At 64.9% G+C, this 25,042-nt stretch carries 22 protein-coding genes; 8 read left to right on the top strand and 14 right to left on the bottom strand.

What is annotated here, in order from left to right; all coding sequences use genetic code 11:
- Complete coding sequence (locus Q9Q95_RS04400; RefSeq protein WP_306094208.1) at positions 1-1,932, top strand: hypothetical protein; 1,932 nt, start codon at positions 1-3, stop codon at positions 1,930-1,932.
- Between the two features lie 150 nt (positions 1,933-2,082).
- Here the strand turns inward: Q9Q95_RS04400 and Q9Q95_RS04395 are convergent, their stop codons facing one another.
- Together Q9Q95_RS04395 and Q9Q95_RS04390 are read right to left on the bottom strand one after the other, a co-directional pair.
- A complete protein-coding gene (locus tag Q9Q95_RS04395; RefSeq protein WP_306094206.1) occupies positions 2,083-3,318 on the bottom strand; it encodes a hypothetical protein in 1,236 nt (411 codons plus the stop codon).
- A 239-nt stretch (positions 3,319-3,557) separates the two neighbouring features.
- Entirely contained in the window at positions 3,558-4,751 is a 1,194-nt protein-coding gene (locus Q9Q95_RS04390; RefSeq protein WP_306094204.1) for a Fic family protein, read from the bottom strand.
- A 279-nt stretch (positions 4,752-5,030) separates the two neighbouring features.
- Here Q9Q95_RS04390 and Q9Q95_RS04385 point away from each other — a divergent pair, with 279 nt between their 5' ends.
- A complete protein-coding gene (locus tag Q9Q95_RS04385) occupies positions 5,031-5,981 on the top strand; it encodes a hypothetical protein (RefSeq protein WP_306094201.1) in 951 nt (316 codons plus the stop codon).
- A 67-nt stretch (positions 5,982-6,048) separates the two neighbouring features.
- On the opposite strand, the gene Q9Q95_RS04380 is transcribed toward Q9Q95_RS04385, so the two are convergent.
- The 5 genes from Q9Q95_RS04380 to Q9Q95_RS04360 form a co-directional block, all read right to left on the bottom strand.
- Positions 6,049-6,429, bottom strand: a complete 381-nt coding sequence (locus Q9Q95_RS04380; protein ID WP_306094200.1) for a hypothetical protein — start codon at positions 6,427-6,429, stop codon at positions 6,049-6,051.
- Between the two features lie 77 nt (positions 6,430-6,506).
- Positions 6,507-8,072 (bottom strand): recombinase family protein, encoded by a 1,566-nt coding sequence (locus tag Q9Q95_RS04375; RefSeq protein WP_306094199.1) that lies wholly within the window; start codon positions 8,070-8,072, stop codon positions 6,507-6,509.
- 803 nt (positions 8,073-8,875) lie between these two features.
- Complete coding sequence (locus Q9Q95_RS04370) at positions 8,876-9,457, bottom strand: uracil-DNA glycosylase family protein (RefSeq protein ID WP_306094197.1); 582 nt, start codon at positions 9,455-9,457, stop codon at positions 8,876-8,878.
- A 3-nt stretch (positions 9,458-9,460) separates the two neighbouring features.
- Entirely contained in the window at positions 9,461-10,033 is a 573-nt protein-coding gene (locus Q9Q95_RS04365) for a DUF488 family protein (protein WP_306094195.1), read from the bottom strand.
- Positions 10,030-10,218: a KTSC domain-containing protein gene (locus Q9Q95_RS04360; protein ID WP_306094193.1), complete on the bottom strand. Its 189-nt coding sequence runs from the start codon at positions 10,216-10,218 to the stop codon at positions 10,030-10,032. The genes Q9Q95_RS04365 and Q9Q95_RS04360 overlap by 4 nt, the downstream gene beginning before the upstream one ends.
- A gap of 76 nt (positions 10,219-10,294) precedes the next feature.
- Here Q9Q95_RS04360 and Q9Q95_RS04355 point away from each other — a divergent pair, with 76 nt between their 5' ends.
- The 3 genes from Q9Q95_RS04355 (at position 10,295) to Q9Q95_RS04345 (ending at position 12,566) form a co-directional block, all read left to right on the top strand.
- Positions 10,295-11,311, top strand: a complete 1,017-nt coding sequence (locus Q9Q95_RS04355) for an adenosine deaminase (RefSeq protein ID WP_306094191.1) — start codon at positions 10,295-10,297, stop codon at positions 11,309-11,311.
- Positions 11,308-11,829 (top strand): phosphoribosyltransferase, encoded by a 522-nt coding sequence (locus Q9Q95_RS04350; RefSeq protein WP_306094190.1) that lies wholly within the window; start codon positions 11,308-11,310, stop codon positions 11,827-11,829. Before Q9Q95_RS04355 ends, Q9Q95_RS04350 begins: the two co-directional genes overlap by 4 nt.
- Before the next feature lie 212 nt (positions 11,830-12,041).
- Positions 12,042-12,566, top strand: a complete 525-nt coding sequence (locus Q9Q95_RS04345; protein ID WP_306094189.1) for a hypothetical protein — start codon at positions 12,042-12,044, stop codon at positions 12,564-12,566.
- 178 nt (positions 12,567-12,744) lie between these two features.
- Here the strand turns inward: Q9Q95_RS04345 and secA are convergent, their stop codons facing one another.
- The 3 genes from secA to Q9Q95_RS04330 form a co-directional block, all read right to left on the bottom strand.
- Positions 12,745-15,489: a preprotein translocase subunit SecA gene (gene secA, locus Q9Q95_RS04340; RefSeq protein ID WP_306094188.1), complete on the bottom strand. Its 2,745-nt coding sequence runs from the start codon at positions 15,487-15,489 to the stop codon at positions 12,745-12,747.
- A gap of 106 nt (positions 15,490-15,595) precedes the next feature.
- Entirely contained in the window at positions 15,596-15,856 is a 261-nt protein-coding gene (locus Q9Q95_RS04335) for a hypothetical protein (RefSeq protein WP_306094186.1), read from the bottom strand.
- Between the two features lie 74 nt (positions 15,857-15,930).
- A complete protein-coding gene (locus Q9Q95_RS04330; RefSeq protein ID WP_306094184.1) occupies positions 15,931-16,569 on the bottom strand; it encodes a TonB family protein in 639 nt (212 codons plus the stop codon).
- A gap of 66 nt (positions 16,570-16,635) precedes the next feature.
- Between Q9Q95_RS04330 and argJ the strand changes: the two genes are divergently transcribed.
- The 3 genes from argJ to Q9Q95_RS04315 all read left to right on the top strand — a co-directional run bounded on the left by argJ (position 16,636) and on the right by Q9Q95_RS04315 (position 18,664).
- Positions 16,636-17,862 carry a bifunctional glutamate N-acetyltransferase/amino-acid acetyltransferase ArgJ gene (gene argJ, locus Q9Q95_RS04325; protein WP_306094182.1) on the top strand — a complete coding sequence of 409 codons (1,227 nt, stop codon included), beginning with the start codon at positions 16,636-16,638 and terminating at the stop codon, positions 17,860-17,862.
- A gap of 93 nt (positions 17,863-17,955) precedes the next feature.
- Positions 17,956-18,189: a YecA family protein gene (locus tag Q9Q95_RS04320; protein WP_306094180.1), complete on the top strand. Its 234-nt coding sequence runs from the start codon at positions 17,956-17,958 to the stop codon at positions 18,187-18,189.
- A gap of 58 nt (positions 18,190-18,247) precedes the next feature.
- Positions 18,248-18,664 carry a GFA family protein gene (locus tag Q9Q95_RS04315; RefSeq protein ID WP_306094178.1) on the top strand — a complete coding sequence of 139 codons (417 nt, stop codon included), beginning with the start codon at positions 18,248-18,250 and terminating at the stop codon, positions 18,662-18,664.
- A gap of 39 nt (positions 18,665-18,703) precedes the next feature.
- Here the strand turns inward: Q9Q95_RS04315 and cobA are convergent, their stop codons facing one another.
- Genes cobA through nirB form a run of 4 tightly spaced genes read right to left on the bottom strand, consistent with a single transcriptional unit; the run spans position 18,704 to position 24,954 of the window.
- On the bottom strand, positions 18,704-19,477 hold the full coding sequence (gene cobA, locus Q9Q95_RS04310; RefSeq protein ID WP_306094176.1) for a uroporphyrinogen-III C-methyltransferase: 774 nt from the start codon (positions 19,475-19,477) through the stop codon (positions 18,704-18,706).
- The gene (locus Q9Q95_RS04305) at positions 19,470-22,052 is read right to left on the bottom strand and encodes a nitrate reductase (RefSeq protein ID WP_306094175.1); all 2,583 of its coding nucleotides are present in this window, start codon (positions 22,050-22,052) and stop codon (positions 19,470-19,472) included. Before Q9Q95_RS04305 ends, cobA begins: the two co-directional genes overlap by 8 nt.
- 41 nt (positions 22,053-22,093) lie before the next feature.
- Positions 22,094-22,441 carry a nitrite reductase small subunit NirD gene (nirD, locus tag Q9Q95_RS04300; RefSeq protein ID WP_306094173.1) on the bottom strand — a complete coding sequence of 116 codons (348 nt, stop codon included), beginning with the start codon at positions 22,439-22,441 and terminating at the stop codon, positions 22,094-22,096.
- Positions 22,441-24,954: a nitrite reductase large subunit NirB gene (gene nirB, locus Q9Q95_RS04295; protein ID WP_306094171.1), complete on the bottom strand. Its 2,514-nt coding sequence runs from the start codon at positions 24,952-24,954 to the stop codon at positions 22,441-22,443. Before nirB ends, nirD begins: the two co-directional genes overlap by 1 nt.
- Between the last annotated feature and the right edge of the window lie 88 nt (positions 24,955-25,042).

The raw sequence follows: 25,042 nt of genomic DNA, 5'->3' as shown, positions 1-25,042 counted from the left end.
ATGGATCAGGCGGCACGGATCGTCACGGCAATCAAGCAGGGTGGCATCAGTAAAGTGGTCGTGATCGACGATGCATTCGATCCGCCCGGCGTTGGTGACGACGATGCGGGTCCGCTGCTCGATCTCCTGACGAAGGACGACCACGCCTGGGCGCGAAAGCGGTCGAAGGTATCCGACGAGGAGGCAGCCGCCGCAGCCGATGCGCTGATGCGGACGGAATACAGCGAGGAAGCGCTGGTCGGGGTCGTTGCGAAACTCTATGCGCGCTTCGTCGAGAAGTTCGACAAGCGCTTCGACCCCGCTGGGCGCTTCGACGTCCTGAAGGGTTCGAACCTCAGTTATGTCCGGCCGCTGCTGAAGCTGCTCGGCCAGTGCCCGGGCCTGAGCGTCGTACGGATCGGGTCCAACGACCAGACCGCCGAACTGGCGGGCGACGATGCCCAAGTGGTGTTCATCGACTACTACCTGGACCGACGCTTTACGCCCGAATCCGATCCCGACGGCCCCGAAGGCGCCGAAGCGCGCGGCGCTTCGCTGCGCGCCCTACGAGCCGTGCTCGACGCGCAGCCTGGAGCCGGACCGTCGGTGATGCTTATGTCGTCCCACGCCGTTGCCGGCCGTGCGGACGACTTTCGACGCGAGGTGCGAGACGCGAAGCGCCCGATCTTCGCGAGCCGCTTCGCTTACATGGCCAAGGACGACCTCAAGGAGGACGACGGCGGAAAGATCGACGTTGAGCCGGCGGCGGCAGACGCGCTGCTCGACATGGCGCAGCGCCATCTCTTCGCCGGCGCCGTCGAGGATGCACTCACGCATTGGAAGGACGGTGTCGACGCGGCCATCGGAAGCGTGTGGCGGACCATCACCGAGCTCGAGCTGAAGGACTTCGCGTATCTGTCCCGCTTCCGGCTCGCTGAGGAGGGACAGCCCCTGAGTTCCTATCTGGAGTGGTTCTTCGGAGAGGTGCTCGTCGATGCCGTCGCCCGCAACGTCAAATGGGAAGAGGCGAGCTGGACGGTGTTGGACGACGCGGCGGCAAAGGGGAAGCCGGGAAGCCAAATCGAAGGCGCCTTCGACGGCGCGACGGAGGGCGTGGCGGAACTGTTCTACCGTGCCCGGGTCGACGCGCGACCAGAGCGCGAGGGACAGGACATGCGCGTCGGTGACATGTACGTCGGCGGTGACGCAGGCGAGGTGCTCGCGGTCATCACGCCCGAATGCGACCTAGTTGCGCGTCCGCCCCACGGACGCCGCTCCGCGCCGCGGCTGACACTTGTGGTCGGCAAGCTCAACCCCCTCTCCGGGCCTGACACCTCGGTTGCAGACTTCCTGATCCATGATGGCGCGATGTCGAATGTGACGTGGAACGTGAAGGACATCCGCACCGTCGAATACGGGGACGTCGGCAAGGAAAACGGCTATCGCTTAATAGGGACGCTGCGCCCGCTGTACGCATACGAACTTCAGCGCCGGGTGCTCAACGAGTTCGGGCGCGTCGGGCTCGCCGTCGCGCCGGCCATGGCCGTAAACGCCAAGGCGGTCGTGGTGGTGCGCGGCAAGGACGGACCGATCCGTCTGGAGCCCGGCGCGGACAACGATGCATCGTGCGCTGTGATACCAAAGCGCGGTGGCAGCGACCGGCCCCGAATTGTGTACCGGCGCAGCTTCGCAAACGAGATTCTCACCCTGCTGGCCTCCAGCGGCGCCAAGGTTCACGATAGCGCACAGGGTGAAATGAAGGCCCTCCTTAAACCGGAGCAGGAAATTGCCTTCTTGGAAAAGCTCTGCCGCGCCGGTCAACAGGACGGCGAACTGACCTACGGAGTACTGAGCACGCTTGGGCCTGAGGTCGCGGGAACGAAGGCCCCGTGGTGTCAAATAATTGTTTCCATGAAACAGCCGGTTGACGACGTTGTCGACAACCCTGGATAACCCGTGAGGCCATCGCCTCCGCTCTTCACCCAGTAGCTAATTCGTCGCCGGCATCAACGAGCGTCTGCTTTCGGCAGATCCTCAGCCGGGGTGAACGGCGGCTATGGGGCGCGAAGCGGTCGATCTCGCTCTAACGACGCTGCCCCTGCATTAATACCAGTATGGCGATTTGAACGAATGGTCGTCGTCATCGCCAAAGAGCCGCGCTTCCTCAAAACGGTGCTCCAACCCCTCCGCTGAGAATGCCTGCTCACGTGCTGCCAGTTCGTCGCGCGCCCAAGCCAAGAACACCGCGACGCGTCGCGATCCGCTATTGGTCTCGATCGCGTCGAGCCCGCGCAGCAGTCGGCGCAAGCGGTCGAGATCTGCTATGTCTGCCAAGACCGCTTCCAACCCCTCCCGCCGTCTGTCTTCGATGAACTTCGCCCGCAGCGGCTGCTCGCGGACGCGTTTCTCCTCCAGCCGCACACGCTCCGCTTCCTCCCGTCGCATGCGCTCCTCGCGCTTCGCGACAGCGAGCACGGCTAGCGCCACCGAGATATCCTCTGCTAAGCTGTCGAGCCGCTGCACCTTAGCGTCGCGGAAGGTGCTTCGAGGTCCCTGCCGGCCGAGAACGTGAACCGACTCCATCTCAAATCCGATCTGACCAGTGCAGACGTAATCCCATTCGTCGAATATCGGACGCATCTCGAACTCCCAGTGCCGGTGGGGATTCCGGTACCGACGCTCGGCCTTCCTCTCCCAGGCGTCCATTTCCTTCTGCTCGTTCGCCGTCAGCACGTGCTTTACGCGCTTTACCGTCTCCGTGACGCCCACCGAGATGGTCTCGCCATCTCCGAAGAAGCCCGCCCCTATCTTGGTTGCCTGCAGGATAAAGCCCTGCGCTGCCGCCGCTGCAACAATCCGCGAGAGGATTGTCTCCAGGCGATCGACAGAGGCGGGTCCGATCTCGCACCGGATCAAGCCTGCCCCGGAAACCTCGATGACACCCTTGGCTGACGGCTTAGCTTTGCGCAGAGTTGCGATTGTCTGCGCAACGATTGGATCGGGGACGGCATCGGCGTCAGCTTCAGTGGACAACCCGCTCACCCGCAACCGCGCCTCTTCGCGTATGGTTGCAATGGTGCTCGGTTCGGAACCCAGCACAGGAGCCGCGATCACGATACGGTCGGAGACTCCCGGGCCGCTGTCTGGAAGAGGTGTCTGTTTGACGGGCTTGCCCGCCTGCTTCTTGGCCCACCATCCGAGCGGCGGCGTTGGAATGTCGTGCTTACGGCAGATCTTGTGGACCGCGACGTCCGAAAGAGCGAAGTCCTTAGCAACATGCGTGATCGGCTTTGACCACACCAACTCGTAGAACGCCTGCCTGGTGAATACGCGCGCCACGACGTCCTCCTGCAAGTTTAGATTGGCTCGCGCAATTGGCTTCCAATCGTTCTCTAGGTCAGTCCGGCAAAGGCAACTTTTTGCCCGGTCCTAGCTGCCGTAATCGCAAACTTCGGCGCCGTCCCACCGGTCGATGCGAAGCAGACACGGAATAAACTGCCCCGCGTGAAAGCGGCGTGGACACACTCGCATTCACTGCAATGCGATAGGCTGATCCCAGGACGCATTGCCCAACCTTGTTAGCTTGGGCGGTCGGGGAACAGCCCGGGCATCCAGCGCGATGCGAGCGCTGCGGGAAAGGCGATGCGCAGCGGCGCGCGAGAACTTTCCGAAACCAGCACTCCCATGTCGACAAGCGTGGCGGCCACCCGGCGGGCCTGACGGTCGCCCGTACCGACGATCCCCTCGAGTTCGCCGCGCGGCAGCTCGCCGCGATACAGCACCGCGTCCAAGACATTCGCCGCTTTAGCCGGCAGGTTGCCGAGCGCCGCTTCCTCGCCCACCCATTGATGAATGCGCGCGCGCAGGCGGTCCGGTTCGACGAGGCGCGCCATGAACTCGACCTGGTCGATGCAGATCTGGAGGAAATAGGCGGTGAAGCGGGCAAGCTCCTCCTCGCTTAATGCGCCGCGGCCATCGAGATCGTTGCGACGCGGCAAGTCGCAGGCAGCGAGATGCTGTTTGTAGCGCTCGGCGGTGCGCCCCAGCCCGCGCGCCACCGACCAGACGCCGCCAGTATCAAGCGCGTCGAGCATCATCGCGTGCGACATCAGCCGAGCGACGCGGCCATTACCATCGAGAAAGGGGTGGATCCACACGAAGCGGTGATGCGCGGCCGCGACCGCGACGATGGCATCGCTGCGGCCGAGCCGGCCATAGGCCCATTCGAAATGCTCGACGAAGCGCGGCACAGCGCCGGGACTGACCGCGATATGGCGTCCGACCTTGACGTCACGCTCCCGCAAGCGCCCGGGCTCGACACGGACCCGCTCGCCATCGGGCATTTCGACCCAGAGGAGATCTTCCGGGAGTTCGGCGCAGAAGCGCCGATGCGTCTCTTCGAGTCCCGCGCGAGTATGTGCCCGGCCGGCAAGCCCGCCGTCGTCGATCCACTGCTGGACCGCAATGTGCGCGCGCGCCTCAATCTGCAGGTCTCGTTTGACCGGATCGGCGCTAAGATCGCCGCGCAGTGCGCGCTCGATGTCGATCGGGTGGGTGTCGTGCCCTTCGATCAGGTTGCTGTAATAGCAGTTCATCGCTCGCACGAGCTGGGCGAGCGCGGTCCGAACGCCGACCGGCAGGCTCGAGCGAAACGCGGCTGCTTTAAGCGCGAGGTCGACCGCAAGATCGCGCACCTCGCCGAGGCGCGGTGACCCATCGCCGATCCGCATCGGCTGCATCGAATCGATTGTTTCACCGCGATCCTGTGTCATTGAAATGTCCGCTTTGGAGTCCAGTTCAAAGAGTTTCACAAACCGCAGAATTTAGCCATATGGTGGCGAAACCAGCCTATACAACATCCTATCAAATGTCCGATTCAATGTCCGGTTAGTTCACCCCTAGGCTTCTCAATCGTACTTGACAAGTGCGCCCCAATGACCGCTGTCCTAAGGACAGCGGTCATTGGGGCGCAGGCTCGTAACGCAGCTTGACAGAATCGACGACTGGGGCGATGTCCTTAGGACATCGCCCCAGTCGTCGATAGTATTGGTATGAACCCCGCAGCATCGATCCTTGTGCAGATGGTGCGCGACACCGGCCGCGCCATTGCGTCCGAGTGGGATATCTTCCTACTGGCGCGGCAGCTCTTCCTCGAGCGGGGCTATCGCGGCACGCCGATCCCGCCGCGTAATCGCCACCTCTCCGCGCGCCGCGCGCGCAAATTGCTGTCGGAAGCGACCTGGGATCCCACCTATGCATTGGGCGGGCAGCCGCCGAGTGACCGGCTGATCCGCGACAAGGACTTCCAGTCGCTGCTCTACACGGTGTGTGACGGCGATGCCGCGCAAGTGATGCTCGACGCCGATCCCTTTTGCTATCTCTCGCATGCCAGCGCACTTGCCGTGCATCGCTTGGCTCCTGAAACGTCCAAATTGCAGGTTTCGACTCCAGAGCGCGGGCTTTGGTCGGCGCAAGCGCGTGCCGAAATGACTGCCGCGCTCGGCTTCGAACTCGAGGACGCCGACGAGGACGACCTGCCCTTCTCGCTCACCCGGCCACAACCTCACGCCCAGATCCGCGGCATGACGGTGCACCGTCACGAAACCCGCACTCCACTTTCCCGGGACCAGCTAGGGCCAGGCCCGATACGTGTCACGCCGATCGGCGTGAGTTTTCGTGACACACTCGCCGCGCCGGGCTGGTGCGGCGGAATGCCGGCCATGGTCGAGCTCTGGCGCACCCATGCGACCAGTCACCGTGACGCGATCATCGAGGCGATAGCCGCGAGCGACGAGAAGATCGTCCGTGTGCGGGCCGGATATCTGCTTCAGGAAATGCTCGGGATCGAGGATCCTCGGATCGACGCCTGGGTGTCCGACGCGCAGCGCGGCGGTTCGCGCAAGCTCGACCCTAGCGCACCCTATGCACCCCGTTTCTCGGCGCGCTGGATGCTCTCGATCAACGTCGACGATGCAGCTCTCCCCGCTACCACGCTCGGCTGAGCCAACTCGATGATGTCGAAGCCGAGCCAAGCGCTCGTCGATTGTTCTCGCAACTGCGCGCGTCCGACTATGACTCAGAGTTGGAGCGCGTTGTCGGCGCCCATGACCATCCCTCACGCGCGAGTGCGCCGCTGATCCAGGCAGCAACAATGCCCGGCTCGCCACTGCAGTACCATTCGATATAATTGCCTTCCTCTCGCACCCAAGTGACGAGATCGCCCGCCGCGCGAAAAGAATAGGAGACAATCTGGTCATCGGATCCGTGCCATTCGACATTGGTGAGCGCCGACCATAGGTCGACGCCGCAGGCTCCATCGGACCTCACCCGATCACCGATTGCCCGATCAACGACAGCTTCAAACTGCTTGCGGGCCCGATAAGCTCGGCTGCTGGGGATACCCTCGAAATCTTCTCTACTGAAAAAGGGAATATAGCCTCCATCGAACATTTGCTGGCAACCGCCCTGCTGTTTCGTCGAACCAACGCTCTCGAGATATCGGCGGCGTCGCCGAGCGGTTGCAACGATCAGGCGGCGAGCCTCGTCGCGGCGGACACCGGATCGATTGCAGATGTAGATCGGGGATCGCCCAACTTTCCATCTGTCCGACCGATCGCGTTATACCGTGCTATAAGCAACCGAATTTCCGGCGTCGCATGGTAGAAGGCGTCCGAAAGCTGCGTCATCAAGGGTGACCGCCCTCCCCTTGTAGCAGCCTCCGCCACGTAACCCGCAAGGATATTGAACGGCGAATTGAACTGCCCGGTCAGTTCCCCGTTCGCCCAGGAGCATCGCAGGAACACGAGACTCAACACTTGCTGCTTCATCTCATCGGGAAGGTTTGCGAGTTGCAAATGCGCCGTCCGACCCATGTCCAGCAAGGCAAGGCCATCGCGCAGCAAGGCGCCGGAGGTGCCTGGTGAAGGATCGCGCTGCCGAAGCGCTGTCACTCGACCGGCAGGCAACTCCTCCCCCGACCGAGCTTGCTCGAGCTCAGCACGGATGTCCTCGAATAGCGGCCTGTCGCACCGCAGCGTTCTCAGCAAATCGACGAAATGCTCCTCGAGCACCTCCTGTCGAACGAACCGCTCGGGGCATTTTCCGCGGAAACCCGAGCACCGATAGTAGATGTATTTCCCCTTCTGGATCTGCGCGACCAGCGCGCAACCGCAATGTCCGCACTTGACCAGACCTGTGAACGGGAAACGACGCGGTTTTGCTCGCGTATTGCTGGCACTCCGTCCATCAAGGGTCTGCTGAACCGCTTCCCAGGTGTCGGCCGAAACGAGCGGCTCGTGGATGCCCTGATAGGTTTCTCCGCGCCACTCGAACGAGCCCGCGTAAAGCCGGTTTCGCAGCATATGATGAACGGTGCTGACGCCGACGGGTCGGCCGCTCTTTCGGTAGCGCATGCCGGCGTCCCGGGCCTTGGCTGTGACGTCCTTCAGCGAATAGAGTCCCGTGGCATACCAATCGAATATGCGTGCTACGATCGGGCCGAGTTGCGGATCGGCGACAATGACGTTCCTCCCCTGCCCGTTTCTGATGTTGAGATAACCAATCGGCGCGAAGCTCGGCCAATGCCCCTGCTGCGCCTTCTCGATCATGCCTTTGCGCGTCTCTTCGGAAAGGTTGTCGATATAGGCCTTGGCCATCAGCACCTTGATGCCATGGACAAACTTCTCGGAAGACCGACAGCCCTCGGACATCACGACGTTCTCTTTGACGAAATGCACCTCGACGCCGAGATCGTCGATGATCGCCCAGTCCTTCAGGTTGCGATAAAGCCGATCGGTCTTCTCGACGAGAATGATCCGAACGTCCGGGTGCCGCTTGAGATAGCGGAGCATGTTGCCGAAAGCGGTCCGGCCACTCTTCCGAGCCGTTTCCACATCAACGTGGCTTGATACGACGACGATGCCGTTCAACGCCGCATAGTCCTCCAGCAGCTTGACCTGAGCAGGTATGGAATAGCCTTCGCGCTGCTGGTCGGGGGTCGAGACCCGGGCATAAAGGACCGCTTCGCGGACACTGAGGTTAGGGTTGTTCTTACGATGTTTGTAACGGCTAACTGCACTTCTCGGACGCGCCAACGTATACTCCTGTTGCGGTTTCCCTCCCTTTCCGAGGGACGCGCTCTTGAGCAGAAGCGTCCGTTTGATGCGATAGCGTAATGACCTTCAACGTCGCTGATGCTTCGCTTCGACGATGCTGACCGCGCCTGGCAGCGAATTGCCGTCCATTTCGTCCGAGATCAGCACAACCGGCACTTCAGTGCCCTTGCTGTTGAAGGTGAGCCGGAGCCGACGTAATCAGTGCGACGGATCGGAGAAAACCGGCGGTGCCGCGCTTTGATCGGGTTCTGAACTGCCGGTTTGACCGGATGTGCCACAGGCTCGATTGAAGCTACGCGGTTGGGACGACACTGGTCTCGGTCTCTGAGGATTTCAGAGCCCGGCTCTTTGAATGGTCGAGTCGATCAACCCGCCTTCGGAGTTGCCGCGCGATAACGGCCATAGCCGACCTTCACGAGCAAGCCCTCGTCGCACATGCGAGCTAAATAGCAGCGGTGAACGCCGATATCGGTGAGGTCCTTCGTGCGAACCTCACCTCGTTCTCGAGCGAGGGCGACAGCACGCTTTCTCAAAGAAAGCCTCGGCCCTCCCGCCAGTCTAATGCGCTCTGCCCGGTCACGATCACGCTTTCGTGTGCCTTGTGCCGGCTCTCGTGTAGATGAGATTGTGGCTTCGGAAGCAAATGCAACAGATTCATCGGCCAGTCCTGTTAATGAATTTCTTGCGACGGCGCGGTACCGCGATATGGTCTTTCTTGACTCTTCGGATGAAAATAGCAGAATTATTCGAAATGTATCCTGAATAGGGAGCCACTTCACATTCTATAGCGCCAGTGCTCCGATCGCGGCGCGCACCTCCGGCACCAGTTCCGCTTCGAACCAGCGATTGCGCACCAGCCAGGGCTGGTTGCGTGGCGACGGGTGCGGCAAGGGCAGGAAGCCGAGCGGCAGATAATCGCGCCACGCCCGAACGGTATCCTCCAACCGGGCTTTGCGCCCGTCGCGCAGATAATGGGCCTGCGCATAGCTGCCGATCAGCAGCGTCAGCCCGATCGCGGGCAATTGCGCCGCCATCCGATCGTGCCAGCGCGGCGCGCATTCCCGGCGCGGCGGATTGTCGCCCGATCGCCCCTTGCCGGGATAGCGAAAGCCGATCGGCAGGATCGCCACCCTGGCGGGGTCGTAGAACTGCGCGGCGGTCAGCCCCAGCCAATTGCGAAGCCGATCGCCCGAGGCGTCGTTCCACGGTATCCCCGTCTCGTGCACCTTGCGCCCGGGTGCCTGCCCGACGATCAGCAGGCGCGCAGCTTCGCCCGCCTGAACCACCGGACGCGGACCGCACGGCAAGTCGCCGCAACCGGTACAGGCGCGGATTTCCGCGAGCAGGTTCGCCAGTTCGCACATCGCCTAGAGCAAGCGTGGCTGTTCGGGCGGATAAGTGATGGCACTGCCCTGAACGCGCGCGAACGGCGTCAGCGCGTGCATCCGCCAGCTCGTCTCGGAAAGGATCTCGACCGCCGGCACATTGCGCACTTCGAGCGCGTCGGCGACCAGCGAGCGGTGACATCGCCATGGCACCGCTTCGGCGCACATGATCGCGGTGCGCTTTTTGCCGCCCATCTCGACCAGCGCATCGACGGTGGCGACGAAAGGCTCTGTCTGCATATAATCCGCATAACCGCGAAAGCTCTTGTTGCGCCAACCCGCGTTGGGGGAGTCGCGATGCGCGTGGCGCAGGCCGCCCAATGCCGGCATCGGCACATAATCGATGCCCGCCTCGGCGAGACTCGCGCCGAGCGCATCGGCGTTGAACTGAGGGTTGTGCCGCGACCGCGGCACGGTGCGAACGTCGCCCAAGGTCTCGATGCCATAGATTTTCAGCAGCGCGGTGAAGCGGTCGATCGGCAGCGTCGAATGCCCGACCGTGAAGATTGCGCCATGCGGGAACCCGGCGTCCCCGGGTGGCGATGGACCGCTCATGAGGTCAACTGGGTGAATGCGAAATGGTCGCGGATGCGGCGATTGAAATAGCTGCCTTTCGAGATCGCCTTGCGCATGCCTGCGGCGATCCGCTCGGGCACCTGGTGATAGGCGTAGCGCTTGCCGCTCACGAAGGTCACGTCGAGCCGCTGCTCGGCCTCGTCATAGTCCCATCTGCGGATCACGCTGGAAGGCATCCCCTTTGAACGCACGACGAGTCGCGGCGTTGCGCTCCGGGGCCGCCCCTGCGATGTTCGTCCGATGCGCGATCTCGACACTTTCATCGCCGGCCTGCCCAAAGCGGAGCTCCACCTCCATATCGAAGGCAGCCTCGAACCCGAGCAGATGTTTGCCTTTGCCCGGCGCAACGAGGTGACGATTCCTTATGCCTCGGTCGAGGAGGTGCGCGCCGCCTACGCCTTCTCCAACCTGCAGGATTTTCTCGACATCTATTATGCCGGCGCCGACGTGCTGCGCACCGAGGAGGATTTTCGCGACCTCGCATTGGCCTATTTCGATCGCGCCGCGGCGGACGGCGTCGTCCATGCCGAGATCTTCTTCGATCCCCAGACCCACACCCATCGCGGCATTCCCTTCGGCGTCGTCGCCAACGGCCTGCTCACCGGCATGGCCGAGGCCGAGGCGAAGCACGGTCTCACCTCGAAACTGATCCTCTGCTTCCTGCGCCATCTCGACGAGGAGGACGCGTTCAAGACGCTCGGCCAGGCCCAGCCGTGGATCGATCGCATCGCGGCGGTCGGGCTCGATTCGTCCGAAGTCGGCCACCCGCCCGCCAAGTTCGAGCGCGTCTTCGCCGCCGCCGCCGCGATGGGGCTCAAGCGCGTCGCGCATGCCGGTGAGGAAGGCCCGCCCGAATATGTTCAGGAAGCGCTCGATCTGCTCCATGTCGACCGGCTCGATCACGGCAATCGCAGCCTCGAGGATCCGGCGCTGATCGCGCGCCTCGCGCGTTCGGGGATGACGCTCACCGTCTGTCCGCTGTCGAACGTCAAGCTCTGCAACGTCGCCTCGATCGAGGCCCACCCGATCGATCGAATGCTGCGCCTCGGTCTGCGCGCAACGGTCAATTCGGACGATCCGGCCTATTTCGGCGGTTATGTCGGCGATAATTATCGCGCCATCGCGCACGGCCGGGCGCTCGACCGCGACGATCTCGTCACCTTGGCGCGCAACAGCTTCCTCGGCTCGTTCCTGCCCGATGACGCAGTGGCGGCGCACCTCGCCCGGCTCGACGCCTATGTCGAGGCGCAGGCGTGAGCGCGATCGTCTTCTCACCCTACAGCCATGACGACATGGTCGCGGGCATCGAGGCGCTCGCCGGCGCGATGGAGACCGAGGGCTGGCGTCCGGCCTTGCTCGTCGGAATCGGCCGCGGCGGGCTCGTCCCGGGCGTGTATCTTTCGCATCGCATGGACCTTCAACTCGTCTCGATCGACCATTCGGCCGGCATCGCCTCGTTCGGCGCGGCTTTGGTCGCCGTGCTCGCGGAGCGCACCCGCGCGGGCGACCAATTGCTGTTCGTCGAGGACATCAACGACAGCGGCAGGACGATCGGCGACATCCGCGCCGCGCTCGCCGCGCAGGGCGCGGTCGCCGCCAATATCCGTTTCGCCGTGCTGATCGACAACAAGGTCTCCGCGCAGCAAGTCGATTATCGTCATCGCGTGATCGACCGCAGCGTGAACAAGGACTGGTTCATTTTCCCTTGGGAAGCGATGGCGCCGCGGGAAAAGCTCGCCGAGGAAGCGATGGAAGTGCCGGAGCGAATCGCCTGATGCGTTCAGCCTCCGTCAATCGCCGCGGGCGCACCATTCACCGCATCTGCGCATGGGAGCCTTTCGCCGCCCATGCGCGTTCGAACTGACGATCGGCATCCCCGCCCCTCGCCATAACTACCGGAGGAACCATGCTAAAAAGCATAACGAGGCGCCCGCGCATCATCGCGCTGGCCGCAGCCCTGGCGGGCAGTGCCGCACTTGCGGGCTGCATGACCGCGACCCCGTATCAGCCCGCCACCAACGCGTCGCGCACCGGCTTCTCGGACGAGCAGATCGAGAGCAACCGCTTCCGCGTCAGCTTCGCGGGGAACAGCCTCACCGCGCGTGAGACGGTCGAGCGCTATCTGCTGTATCGCGCCGCCGAGCTGACCGTGCAGCGCGGCTTCGACCATTTCGTCCTCGTCACCCGCGATACCGAGACCCGGACCGATACCTATCGCACCCCGGGCGCCTTTGGCGGCGGTTTCTACGGTGGCGGTCCATGGGGCTATTGGAGCCCGTCATGGCGCTTCTATCGCGGCCCGCGCTGGGGCTGGCGCAGCTACGATCCGTTCTGGGACGACCCCTTCTGGCGCTCGCGCGACTGGGATTATCGCACTGTCCGCCAATATGAGGCGATGGCCGAGATCGTGACCGGCCGCGGACCCAAGCCGGGCGACAATGTCCGCGCCTTCGACGCCCGCGAAGTGCTCGAACGCCTCGGCCCGTCGATCAAGATGCCCGAAACGCGGTAGCCTTTAACTCCTCCCCGAGCTTGCTCGGGGAGGGGGACCGCGCCCGAAGGGCGTGGTGGAGGGGCGCCGCGAAGCGGCGTGTACTGCAACTCGAAGCGAGCCCGCGCCTGCGGCGCGGCCCCTCCACCAGCCTGTGGCTGGTCCCCCTCCCCGAGCAAGCTCGGGGAGGAATTTTATCTTAAGCCGTCAGCGCGCCGTGGCAGTGCTTGTACTTGCGTCCCGACCCGCACGGGCACGGCGCGTTGCGGCTGACCAGCCCTTCCCATTGCGCCGGATCGGTGCCGAGGTCCGCGCCCGAGGGCTGCGGAATCCCCATCTGCGGCAGCTGGTTGAACACCAGTCCCGCCGCACCCGCGTCATAGTCGCCGCTATCGTCCATGCCGGTCAGCGGATCGATATGGGTGGTCAGGAAGTCGGGCAATTCAGGCAGATCAGGCGGCGGCGCCATGCGGAACTGCGCGAAGGCGAGCGTCCGGGTAACGTCCTCGCGGATATTCGCCAACATCCGCTCGAACATCGCGAACGCCTCGTGCTTATATTCGTTGATCGGCGTCTTCTGGGCGTAGGCGCGCAGATGAACGACCTGGCGCAGCGCGTCGAGCATCGCGAGATGCTCCTTCCAATGGTGGTCGAGATTCTGCAGCAGGATCGATTTCTCGATCTGGGTCCATGTCTCGGGCTCGAGCTCGGCGGCCTTTGACTCGACCAGCTCGTCGGCCATCTGGCGAACGCGCTCCTCGACCGCTTCGGGCTCGAGACCGTCCTCGGCGGCGATCCATTGATCGATCGGCGCTTCGACCGCGAGCGTCCCCAGAACCTTTTCCTTGAGTCCCGCCACGTCCCACTGCTCGGGATAGGAGTTTGGCGGACATGCCTCGCCGACGATCGAATTGACCGTCTCGAGCCGCATGTCGGTCACCACGTCGCCCACCGTGTCGGCGTCCATGATGTCGGCGCGCTGCTCGTAGATCACCTTGCGCTGATCGTTCATCACATCGTCATATTCGACGACCTGCTTGCGGATGTCGTAGTTGCGCGCCTCGACCTTCTTCTGCGCGGTTTCGATCGCCTTCGACAGCCACTTGCTGCCGATCGCCTCGCCATCCTCGATATTGTTGCGCATCATCTTGGCGAACAACGTGTTCGAGCCGAAGATGCGCAGCAGATCGTCGTCGAGGCTGAGATAGAAGCGCGACAGGCCGGGATCGCCCTGGCGCCCCGAACGGCCGCGCAGCTGGTTGTCGATGCGGCGGCTCTCGTGGCGCTCGGTGCCGAGCACGAAGAGCCCGCCCGATTCGATCACCCGCGCCTTTTCGGCCGCGATCTCGGCCTTGATCTGCTCGATCGCGGCGTCGCGCGCCGGACCTTCCTCCAGGCCTTCCAGCTCGTCATGGATGCGGAATTCGAGATTGCCGCCCAGCTGGATGTCGGTGCCGCGGCCCGCCATGTTGGTCGCGATCGTCACTGCGCCGAGCCGGCCCGCCTGCGCGACGATGCCCGCCTCGAGCTCGTGGTGGCGGGCATTGAGCACGGCGTGCTCGACGCCTTCCTTTTTGAGGAATTCGGAGAGCAATTCGCTCTTCTCGATCGAGACCGTGCCGACCAGCACCGGCTGGCCCTTGGCGGCATGCTCGCGGATCTTCTTGGCGATCGCGGCGAACTTCTCTTCGGTGGTCTTGTAGAACTCGTCTTCCTCGTCGACCCGGCTGATCGGCAAATTGGTCGGGATGGTGACGACGTTCATCTTGTAGATGTCGTAGAATTCGGGGGCCTCGGTCGCGGCGGTGCCGGTCATGCCCGCGAGCTTGGGGTACATGCGGAAATAGTTCTGGAAGGTGATCGAGGCGAGCGTCTGGTTCTCGGGCTCGATCGGGACGCCTTCCTTGGCTTCCACCGCTTGGTGGAGCCCTTCCGACCAGCGCCGGCCGTCCATCATCCGGCCGGTGAACTCGTCGATGATGACGACCTTGTCTTCCTTGACGATGTAATCGATGTCGCGCTTGAACATCACGTTGGCGCGCAGCGCCTGGTTGAGGTGGTGGACCACCTGGGTGTTCTCGAAATCGTAGAGATTGGCGCCCTGGAGCAGCCCGGCGGTCTCCAGCATCCGCTCGACCTTCTCGGTGCCGTCCTCGGTCAATACCACGGTGCGCTGCTTCTCGTCCTTCTCGTAATCGATCGGAGCGAGCTGCTTCACGATGCCGTCGACGCCCATATAGAGCTCGCTGCGGTCGTCGGTCGGGCCCGAGATGATCAGCGGCGTACGCGCCTCGTCGATCAGCACCGAATCGACCTCGTCGACGATCGCCATCGCGAACGGCCGCTGCACCATCGATGCGCGGTCATACTTCATGTTGTCGCGCAGATAGTCGAAGCCGAACTCGTTGTTGGTGCCGTAGGTGATGTCGGCGGCATAGGCGTCGCGGCGCTGCTGGTCGGTCAGGTTCGGAATGATCACGCCGGTGGTCAGGCCGAGAAAGCCATAGACCTGCGCCATCCATTCGGCGTCGCGCTTGGCGAGATAGTCGTTGACCGTGATGACATGGACGCCCTCGCCGGGCAGCGCGTTGAGATAGGTCGCGAGCGTAGCGACCAAGGTCTTGCCTTCGCCGGTGCGCATCTCGGCGATCTCGCCGCGATGGAGCACGATGCCGCCGATCATCTGAACGTCATAATGCCGCTGACCCAGCGTCCGCTTCGCGGCCTCGCGCACCGTGGCGAAAGCCTCGGGCAGGATCGAATCGATTTTCTCGCCGTTCGCCAGCCGCTCGCGGAACTTGACGGTCTGCGCGGCGAGATCCGCGTCGGCCATCGCCGAGATCGCGGGTTCGAACGCGTTGATCTTCTGGACGATCGCGCCGAGCGACTTGACGTAGCGTTCGTTCGAGGAGCCGAAAAAGGTCTTGGCAAGGCCGCCGAGCATGACTGTTTCCCGTGTATATAAGGTGGTCGGGCGGACGCAGCACGCATGGCCGCACCCGCATCAAACGAAAATGGGGCAAGAGCGGTCCCTCGGGACCGCGCAGGGCTTATTCGAGCCGACGCTCGAAGCGCTGCTCCGCGCCCGGAAGCGCCGCCGCTTCCGAAACCGCCCAGAGCTGGCCTACCGTCGCGATGCCGTCGGCAAGCGGATGCACCGGGCGCGCCGCGCTGATGCGCTGGCCGACCGCCTGAACGACCTCGGCCGCCCGAACCACCGCGACGTCCTGAACCCCGCGCACGCCGCGATCGCCCGAACCGCTACCGGTCAGGCTCGCGAGCAACGCAGTCAGGAGAAGCAGCAGGTTCAAAGAAGCGGTCTCTAGCGACAGAAGGCTTGCGACATAGTGCGCCGAGTGCCGTTCGTCTAATCCAAATCGCGCACCTATCCGGGTTTGAAATCGGCGGCGAAGCCCACATTTACCATTCGGGTGTCCGGTTGAGTAACCAGCCCAGCACGATATGGTGGCTTGCTGACGTCGCGTCGCGCCTGCTCGCAACCGAGCTTGTCCAGCGCGTCGCTCCCGCTCGTGGTCTCGAGCGAGCACTCCACGACTGCGCCGTGGTCCCCGAAACGAACGCGCACGAGCGCCGGTTGCCGGTATGCGGCGGGAACCCGGTTCAATGAGATGGTCAATTCGAACGGGCGCTGCACCTCTTGAGCAAGCCGCAAATAGTCTCGGCTCGATTGGGGCAGGATCCAGAGAAAGCGGCTTTTGAACGTCGCCGGGATCGGGGTCCCTGCCGAGTCACGTGCCGGCCGGAACGCCGCACGCTTCCGGAGCAACTCGCAGCTCCGCTGATCGAGCGCCCAAAATCCCGACGAGATCAGGATCCGACACGCGATCACTTCACCCGTGACGTCAACGTCCAGGCGAAAGACGACCACGCCGAACTCCTTACGGGCGACGGAGGCCATCGGATAGTCCGTATCGGCGATCCATGTTCCGGGAGGGGTACGCGGCGACAAAGGCTTCGCCACGCGCGGCACTTGGCCCGATTGCAGCGCCGTCATCAGCGTCATCGCCAAAATCATTGATCTTTCCCCCTGCTTGCCCGAAGCAGCCGCACCCTATCAACAGGCCGCTTCATGTCCACCGAACGCTCCCCGCTCGCATTGCCCTTCCCCGATCTGCCGTCGATCGCCGGCGTCACGCCGCGTGTCGCCCGCGCACAGTACAAGAATTGGGATCGCTGCGACCTGACCTTCGTCACGCTCGATCCCGGCACCGCGGTGGCCGGGGTGCTGACCAACAGCAAATGCCCCTCGCCCGAAGTCGAATGGTGCCGCAAGGCGCTGGTGCTGGGGCAAGCCCGCGCCCTGGTGGTCAATGCCGGCAATTCGAACGCCTTTACCGGCAATCGCGGCCGCGCCGCGGTCGAGGCGATCGCCGCGCGCACCGCCGCGCATCTCGGCTGCGCGCCTTCGGACGTGTTCGTCGCCTCGACCGGGGTGATCGGCGTGCCGCTGCCGATCGACAGGGCCGAGGCGGGGCTCGACGCCGCTTTCGCCGCCGAGCCGTGCAGCTGGGAAGACGCGGCAGCGACGATCATGACCACCGACACTTTCGCCAAGGCGGCAATGACGACCGCTATGGTCAACGGGCGCACGGTCAACCTGGTCGGGATCATCAAGGGCTCGGGGATGATCGCGCCCGACATGGCGACGATGCTCGGCTTCGTCTTCACCGATGCCGCCGTGGCTCCCGAATTCCTGCAATCGGCGCTGAGCGCAGCGAACGGCGCGACCTTCTCGTGCATCACCGTCGACGGCGACACCTCGACCAGCGACACGATCCTCGCCTTTGCCACCGGCACGGCGGGTAACGCGCCGCTGCGCGATGACGACGACGCAGGCGCCGACGCTTTCCGCGCCGCGCTCGCCGATCTCTGCCACCAGCTCGCCTTGCTCGTCGTCCGCGACGGCGAAGGCGCGCAGAAATTGATCGAGGTCACCGTAGAAGGTGCCGAGAGCGACCGCAGCGCGCACCGCATCGCGATGTCGATCGCCAATTCGCCGCTGGTCAAGACCGCGATAGCCGGCGAGGACGCCAATTGGGGCCGTGTGGTCATGGCGGTCGGCAAGGCTGGCGAGCCTGCCGAGCGCGACAAGCTCGCGATCCGCTTCGGCGCGACGCAGGTGGCGCAAAGCGGCCTCGCGGTCGAGGGCTATGACGAGGCTCCGGTCGCCGCGCATCTCAAGGGCCGCGAAATCGAGATCGGCGTCGATCTCGGCCTCGGCGACGGGCGTGCCACCGTGTGGACCTGCGATCTCACCCACGGCTATATCTCGATCAACGCCGATTATCGCAGCTGATCATTGCCTCTCGGCGCGCGCCCGATCATAAGGCGCGCCGCCGCGCGGGCGGCCAATGACAGGAGGCCGATATGGCACATAAGACTCACCGCGATGACCTTCCTTGCTTTCGAGGTCACGAGTAAGCGCCGCAAGGGTTATCCCTCCGAGACGCATGTGAAGCGCGGGTTGCGTTTCGTGCATGGCGATATCGAGCTGATCGAGAAGCTCGGCCGAAAGGATCCCTGCCCCTGCGGATCCGGAAAAAGCTTTCAAGCGCTGTTGTCTGCGCTCATCCCGGTTTCGACGGGGCCGAGCGGCATGACTATTGGCGCGATTAGGCCTTGAACTCCGGTCCGGCCATTGCGCCGGACCGGATAACGGGCCTGCAGGAAGGGAGACGGCAATGGAAGGCGGATGCCTGTGCGGCGCGGTTCGTTACCGCCTCATGTCGACGCCCTATGATGCCGGCTGGTGTCATTGCCGCACCTGCCAGCTGAACTCGGGCAGCCCGGCAATGGCCTTCGCCACCGTGCCGGTCGGCGATCTGGTGTTCACGCAGGGCGCCGAGCTGGTCGGCAAGGTGGCGTCGAGCGATTTCGGCCATCGCCGCTTCTGCACCCGTTGCGGCACGCCGTTCCTGATGCAGGTCGATCACCAGCCCGAGACGGTGGATTTCAGCATCGCCACATTGGACGCGCCCGACGCGGTGACGCCGGGCTTCCACATCTTCTACGACGCGCGGATCGCATGGGCCGAAGCCGGCGACGATCTGCCGAGGCATGTGCGCTTCCGGCCTGACACGCGCGGGCTGCAGGGCTGAAGTTCCTCCCTCGCACGGCGGAGAGGATTCCAGCTTCGATTAGCGATCCGCTTTCGCCGCCACCTTCAGCGTCGACACGGGCTCGTCCTGCCGAACCGCCTCGCCGATCAAAATCAATGTCGGCTTGCCTTCGGTCACGGCCTGCACTGCGAGCGGGAGCAGATCGAGGCGGGTGCGCAGGCAGCGTTCGCTCGCCAGGCTGATATCGCAGGCGATCAGCACCGGCGTTTTCGGGTCGAGCCCCTGCGCGATCAGATGACGGCTGATGTCGGCCGCTGCGGATCGGCCCATATAGAATGCCGTGGTGCAGCCGGGATCGGCGAGTTGCGCCCAGTCGAGATCGAGCGGCTCGCCGGCGCGGGCGTGCGCGGTGACGAACTGCACGCGCCGCGCCAGTCCCCGAAGCGAAAGCGAGATGCCCGCCGAGGCGGCTGCGGCGCTGGCGGCGGTGACGCCGGGGCAGATCCGCGCACGCACGCCGATCTCGGCCAGCGCCGCGACTTCCTCCATCGAGCGGCCGAACATCGAAGGATCGCCGCCCTTCAGCCGCACCACGCGTTCCCCCGCGAGCGCAGCCTCGACGAGAAAAGCGTTGATCGATCCCTGATCCTTCGAATGCCGGCCCGAACGCTTGCCCACCGGCACCTTACGGACATGGGCGGGAATTAGCGCGAGCACGCCCTCGCCCACCAGCGCGTCGTAGAACACCACGCTCGCCGCGCGGATCAGGCGCTCCGCCTTGCGGGTGAGCAAATCGGGGTCGCCGGGCCCCGCGCCGACCAGCCATACTTCGCCCGGTTCGATCTCATGCATTGGCGGCGCTCCGGTTCTGCTCGATCAGCCGGCGGATCGCCGGGCGGCACGAGCCGCAATTGGTCCCCGCCGAAAGCGCGGTTCCGACGGCTTCGACGCTGGTCAGCTGTTGCGACACCACGGCCTGGACGATCGTCTTGAGGCCAACGTCGAAGCACAGGCAGACGATCGGTCCGCGATCCTCGCGCGCGCCGGGCGGGGCACCCGCCAGCACCGCCGGTCCCACCGCGGCCGCGCCGATCTGCGCGATCAGCCAGTCGCGCGACGGCAGCAGACCCTCACGTGTGACGAACAATGCCGCGGCGAGCTTGCCGTCCTGCAGCACGGCGAGGCGCCGCGATCCGCGCGCCCGGTCCAGCGCCTCGATGCGCTCGCCCTTGGGGAGCAATGCGTCGAGTTGGGCCGGATCGCCCTCGCCGGCGAGTTCGTAAAGCAGCCCGCCCGGCACACGCACTCGCGTCGCCCACAAGCATTCGGGCTGGCGTAGCTCGCCCGAAGCGAGCAGAAAGCCGCGCCACGCCACCGCGACCGGCGCGATCGCGGCGGGAGTCGATTTGAACCCGGGCTGTCCCGAGTGCGGATCGACCAATGGCCGCGGCAATAGTCCAGCGCGCCCGCCGGTCGATTGCTGGTCGGTCCAGTGGATCGGGACGAACAACTCGCCGCGCCGCTGTCCGGTGCTGAGAGCGACGCGAAACACACTGTCGCCCTGCGGAGTCGACACACGGGCCACCCCCCTATCCTCGAGACCCAGTCCGGCGGCATCCTCAGGATGCACCTCCACCAAAGGCTCGTCGCGATGCCGGGCGAGCTTGGGGCTGAGCCCGGTCCGCGTCATCGTGTGCCAGTGATCGCGGTAGCGCCCGGTGTTGAGCGTCAGCGGCCATTTGGGCAGCGGATCCTGCAACGCCATCTGGCGGACCGGCACCAGCCGCGCCTTGCCGTCGGCGGTCGGGAAGCGACCTTCCGCGAACGGCTCGCCGCCCCAGCGAAACGGATCGAGCGAATCATACGCGCCGTTGCCGATCGCCACCTGCGCGCGCAGGTCGAACAGCCGCGCACCGTCGTTCTGATAAGCCGAGAGCCGGGCATGCTCGCGAAAAATCTCGGCAGGCCGGTCATAGGGGAAGGCCGTCCGCCACCCCATCCGCCGCCCGACCTGGGTGACGATCCACCAGTCGGGTTTCGCCTCGCCGGGCAGATCGAGCATTGCGCGTTGCCGGCTGATCCGCCGCTCCGAATTGGTGACCGTGCCGTCCTTCTCGCCCCAGGCGGCCGCCGGCAGGCGGACATGCGCGAACTTGCTCGTGTCGGTCTCGGCGATCACGTCCGAGACCACTACGAACGGGCACGCCGCCAGCGCCTCACGCACCCGGCCCGCATCGGGCATCGACACTGCGGGGTTGGTCGCCATCACCCACAGCGCCTTGATCCGCCCCTCTCCGACCGCACGGAACAGGTCGACCGCCTTGAGCCCCGGCTTGCACGCCATGTTCGGCGCGGCCCAGAATCGCCCGACCCGCGCGACATCGTCCGGCGCGAAACCCATATGCGCCGCCAGCGTCGAGGCGAGCCCGCCGACCTCGCGCCCGCCCATCGCATTGGGCTGGCCAGTGATCGAGAAAGGCGCCGCGCCGGGCTTGCCGATCCGGCCGGTGGCGAGATGGACATTGATGATCGCATTGACCTGATCGGTGCCGCGCAGCGACTGGTTCACCCCTTGGCTGAACAAGGTGACGGTGCGCGGATGCGCGGCGAACAACTCGAAGAAGCGCCTGAGGTCGGCGGGCGGCAGATCACACGCCTTCGCCACCGACCACAGGTCGCTCCCCTCTCCAACCTTGTCCCAGAAGTCGTCGGGTACGCTGACGCTGCGGGACAGGAAGGTCTCGTCGATCAGTCCGTTGATGCGGCAATGCGCGAGCAGCCCGTTCATCAGCGCCACGTCGCTGCCGGGCTTTACGGCCAGATGCAGGTCGGCCTCGTCGGCGGTCTCGGTGCGGCGCGGATCGATCACCACCAGCTTCGCGCCCGCGTCGCAGCGCGCGCGGATGCGCTGATAGACCACCGGATGACACCACGCCGTATTCGAGCCGACCAGCACGAACAGGTCGGCCGCGTCGAGATCGTCGTAGCTCGCGGGCACGACGTCCTCGCCGAACGCGCGCATGTGCCCGGCGACTGCGCTCGACATGCACAGCCGCGAATTGGTGTCGATGTTCGCCGAGCCGATGAAGCCCTTCATCAATTTGTTGGCGACGTAATAATCCTCGGTGAGCAATTGCCCCGAGACGTAGAAAGCGACGCTGTCGGGGCCGTGCTCGGCGATCGTCTGGCGAAACCGCTTCGCCACCAGATCGAGCGCCTTGTCCCAGCTGGCCTGGCGTTTGCCGATCATCGGGTGGAGCAGCCGCCCCTCGAGCCCGACGGTCTCGCCGAGATGGGTGCCTTTGGAGCACAGCCGCCCGTGATTTGCCGGGTGTTCGGCATCGCCCTTGATCTCGACCGACCGCTCCCCGGTGCGCGTCGCGACAATGCCGCAGCCCACGCCGCAATAGGCGCAGGTGGTACGCACCTGTTCGCCGACCGGGAGGGGCTGCGGCACCGCGGGGGGACCTAGGCTGCGAGACTGGCGAGCGCTTCGCGGCGCCCGATCAGGATGCGGCCGCCATCGACCTTGACCGGGATCACCGGCGTGCAGCCTCGATCCTCGCCAAGCACTTCGCCGGTCAGCAGCGAGATGCGCCAATTGTGCAGCGGGCAGGTCACGCTGGTGCCGTGGATGATGCCCTGGCTCAGCGGCCCGTGCTTGTGCGGGCATTTATTGACCAGCGCATGGACATTGCCGTTGGCGGTGCGGAAGATCGCGATCTCGTCGCCGCCGCGCACCGGCAAGGTGCGCGCGCCCATCACCGGAAGCTGATCGACCGGGCCCACGTCGAGCCAGTCTGCGGTCGTGGTCATCAATCGGCTCCCAATATGGCGAAGGGCCGGATCTCGGCCAGGTGTTTATGCAGATGCGCGTCGGCGCCCGCGGCGCGCTCGGCCCAGGGGTCTTCCTGGCTGAAGCTCTGCGAATGGAGGAAGCGCGCGGCGAGCGCGTCGCGGTTGGCGGCATCGTCGACCACGCGTGCCTTGACATAGTCGACACCGACCCGCTCGATCCACGGCGCGGTGCGCTCGAGATAGCGGGCCTCCTCACGGTAGAGCTGGATGAAGGCCGCGCAATAATGCAACGCCTCTTCCTCGGTCGCGACCTTGCACAGGAAGTCGGTGGCACGGACCTTGATGCCGCCATTGCCGCCGACGCTGAGCTCGTAGCCGGAGTCGACGCAGACCACGCCGAAATCCTTGATCGTCGCCTCGGCGCAGTTGCGCGGGCAGCCGCTCACCGCGATCTTGAACTTGTGCGGCATCCAGCTGCCCCACGTCATTCGCTCGGTCTTGACGCCGAGCCCGGTCGAGTCTTGCGTGCCGAAGCGGCACCATTCGGAGCCCACGCACGTCTTCACCGTGCGCAGCGACTTGCCATAGGCGTGTCCCGAGACCATCCCCGCGGCGTTGAGGTCGGCCCAGACCGCGGGCAGATCCTCTTTCTTGATCCCGAAAATGTCGAGCCGCTGACCGCCGGTCACCTTGACCATCGGCGCGTCGTATTTCTCGACCACGTCGGCGATCGCGCGCAGCTCCTTGGGGCTGGTGATCCCTCCCCACATCCGCGGCACGACCGAATAGGTGCCGTCCTTCTGGATGTTGGCGTGCATCCGCTCGTTGACGAAGCGGCTCTGCTCGTCGTCCCGATATTCGCCCGGCAGCGCGCAGAGCAGATAGTAATTGAGCGCCGGACGGCAGCTCGAGCAGCCGTCCGGGGTCGACCAGTGCAGCTTCTGCATCACTTCGGGGATCGAGCGCATGTCCTGCGCGACGATCTCGCGGCGGACATCGTCATGGCCGAAGCTGGTGCATTTGCACATCGTCTTCGGGCCGGCCTCGACTTCATCGCCGAGCGTCAGCGCGAGCAGGGTCTCGACCAGTCCGGTGCACGATCCGCAGCTCGCCGAGGCCTTGCAGCCGCTGCGCACCGCGTCGAGGCTGCACGCCCCCTTTTCGATGCAGGCGATCACCTGCCCCTTGGAAACGCCGTTGCAGCCGCAGATCTCGGCATCGTCCGAGAGCGCCGCAACGGCCGCCTTAGGGTCCGCCTGCCCACCTCCGGAGGCGAAGGCCTGGCCGAAGATCAGCACGTCCCTGAGTTGGGACACGTCCTCCTGCTTCTTGAGCAGATCGAAATACCAGCTGCCGTCGCCGGTGTCGCCATAGAGCACCGCGCCGACCAGCCGGTCGTCCTTGATCACCACGCGCTTATAGACCCCACGGCTGGCGTCGCGCAGGACGATGTCCTCGGCGCCGTCGCCGCCCGAGAAATCGCCCGCTGAGAAGACGTCGATCCCCGAGACCTTGAGCTTGGTCGAGGTGACCGAGCCCTTGTACCCGCTGTGCCGCTCGACCAGCCCGTCGGCGAGCGCGCGGCACATCTCCCAGAGCGGCGCGACGAGGCCATAGACCTGCCCGGCATGCTCGACGCACTCGCCGACCGCGAGGACATTGGCGTCGCTGGTCACCATATGATCGTCGACCTGGATGCCGCGGCCGACTGCAAGCCCGGCTTCACGGGCCAGTGCGGTGCTCGGCCGGATGCCCACCGCCATCACCACCAGGCTGGCGGGGATCACCCGGCCATCCTTGAGCTTGACCCCCTCGACGGCGTCGGTGCCGAGGATCTCGGCAGTGTCGGCGCCGGTCAGGATCGTCTGGCCGCGTGCCTCGAGCGCCGATTTGAGCAGCCACCCTGCCGCCTCGTCGAGCTGGCGCTCCATCAAGGTCGGCATCAGATGGAGCACGGTGACCTTCATGCCGCGCAGCGTCAGCCCGTGTGCGGCCTCGAGTCCGAGCAAGCCCCCGCCGATCACTACGGCGTCGCCGCCCTTGCCGGCTGCGGCGAGCATCGCATCGACGTCGCTCATGTCGCGGAAGCTGATCACGCCGGGCAAATCCTTGCCCGGCACCGGGATGATGAACGGATCTGAGCCGGTGGCGATCAGCAATTTGTCGTAGCCGAGCGTACGGCCGCTGCGCGACGTGACCGTCCGGCCTGCGCGGTCGATCGCCACCACCGGATCGCTCGCGATCAGTTCGATGCCGTTGTCGCGGTACCAGTCGAGCCCGTTGATCACGATCTCGTCGAAGGTCTTCTCGCCGGCGAGCACCGGCGACAGCATGATCCGGTTGTAGTTCACATGCGGCTCGGCGCCGAAGATCGTCACCCGGTAACGCCCGGAGTCCCGCGCGAGCAGTTCCTCGACCGCGCGGCATCCCGCCATGCCGTTGCCGACCACCACCAGATGCTCGCGGCGCACGGGCACCTCGGGCGCCCCTTCCGCCGTTTCGCCGGTCCAGCCTTCGCCAATCAGCTCCATGCCCAAGCTCCAAAACGCAAAAAGGCCGCCATGCGGGTCGTCGGAGAGATCCGACGCCTGCATGGCGGCCTTGCCATTCACCCTGACC

Source organism: Sphingomonas sp. DG1-23 (assembly GCF_030730875.1).
Classification (GTDB): domain Bacteria; phylum Pseudomonadota; class Alphaproteobacteria; order Sphingomonadales; family Sphingomonadaceae; genus Sphingomonas.
The sequence above is the reverse complement of the archived record's forward strand: the minus strand, read 5'-3'. Positions and strand labels throughout refer to the sequence as shown.

Excerpts from the sequence above, each read along its gene's own strand:
- Q9Q95_RS04400 (WP_306094208.1), top strand. The coding sequence starts at position 1 with ATGGATCAGGCGGCACGGATCGTCACGGCAATCAAGCAGGGTGGCATC.
- Q9Q95_RS04390 (WP_306094204.1), bottom strand. The coding sequence starts at position 4,751 with ATGACACAGGATCGCGGTGAAACAATCGATTCGATGCAGCCGATGCGG.
- Q9Q95_RS04385 (WP_306094201.1), top strand. The coding sequence starts at position 5,031 with ATGAACCCCGCAGCATCGATCCTTGTGCAGATGGTGCGCGACACCGGC.
- Q9Q95_RS04380 (WP_306094200.1), bottom strand. The coding sequence starts at position 6,429 with ATGTTCGATGGAGGCTATATTCCCTTTTTCAGTAGAGAAGATTTCGAG.
- Q9Q95_RS04370 (WP_306094197.1), bottom strand. The coding sequence starts at position 9,457 with ATGTGCGAACTGGCGAACCTGCTCGCGGAAATCCGCGCCTGTACCGGT.
- Q9Q95_RS04365 (WP_306094195.1), bottom strand. The coding sequence starts at position 10,033 with ATGAGCGGTCCATCGCCACCCGGGGACGCCGGGTTCCCGCATGGCGCA.
- Q9Q95_RS04355 (WP_306094191.1), top strand. The coding sequence starts at position 10,295 with ATGCGCGATCTCGACACTTTCATCGCCGGCCTGCCCAAAGCGGAGCTC.
- Q9Q95_RS04345 (WP_306094189.1), top strand. The coding sequence starts at position 12,042 with ATGACCGCGACCCCGTATCAGCCCGCCACCAACGCGTCGCGCACCGGC.
- secA (WP_306094188.1), bottom strand. The coding sequence starts at position 15,489 with ATGCTCGGCGGCCTTGCCAAGACCTTTTTCGGCTCCTCGAACGAACGC.
- Q9Q95_RS04330 (WP_306094184.1), bottom strand. The coding sequence starts at position 16,569 with ATGACGCTGATGACGGCGCTGCAATCGGGCCAAGTGCCGCGCGTGGCG.
- argJ (WP_306094182.1), top strand. The coding sequence starts at position 16,636 with ATGTCCACCGAACGCTCCCCGCTCGCATTGCCCTTCCCCGATCTGCCG.
- Q9Q95_RS04320 (WP_306094180.1), top strand. The coding sequence starts at position 17,956 with ATGACCTTCCTTGCTTTCGAGGTCACGAGTAAGCGCCGCAAGGGTTAT.
- Q9Q95_RS04315 (WP_306094178.1), top strand. The coding sequence starts at position 18,248 with ATGGAAGGCGGATGCCTGTGCGGCGCGGTTCGTTACCGCCTCATGTCG.
- cobA (WP_306094176.1), bottom strand. The coding sequence starts at position 19,477 with ATGCATGAGATCGAACCGGGCGAAGTATGGCTGGTCGGCGCGGGGCCC.
- nirD (WP_306094173.1), bottom strand. The coding sequence starts at position 22,441 with ATGACCACGACCGCAGACTGGCTCGACGTGGGCCCGGTCGATCAGCTT.
- nirB (WP_306094171.1), bottom strand. The coding sequence starts at position 24,954 with ATGGAGCTGATTGGCGAAGGCTGGACCGGCGAAACGGCGGAAGGGGCG.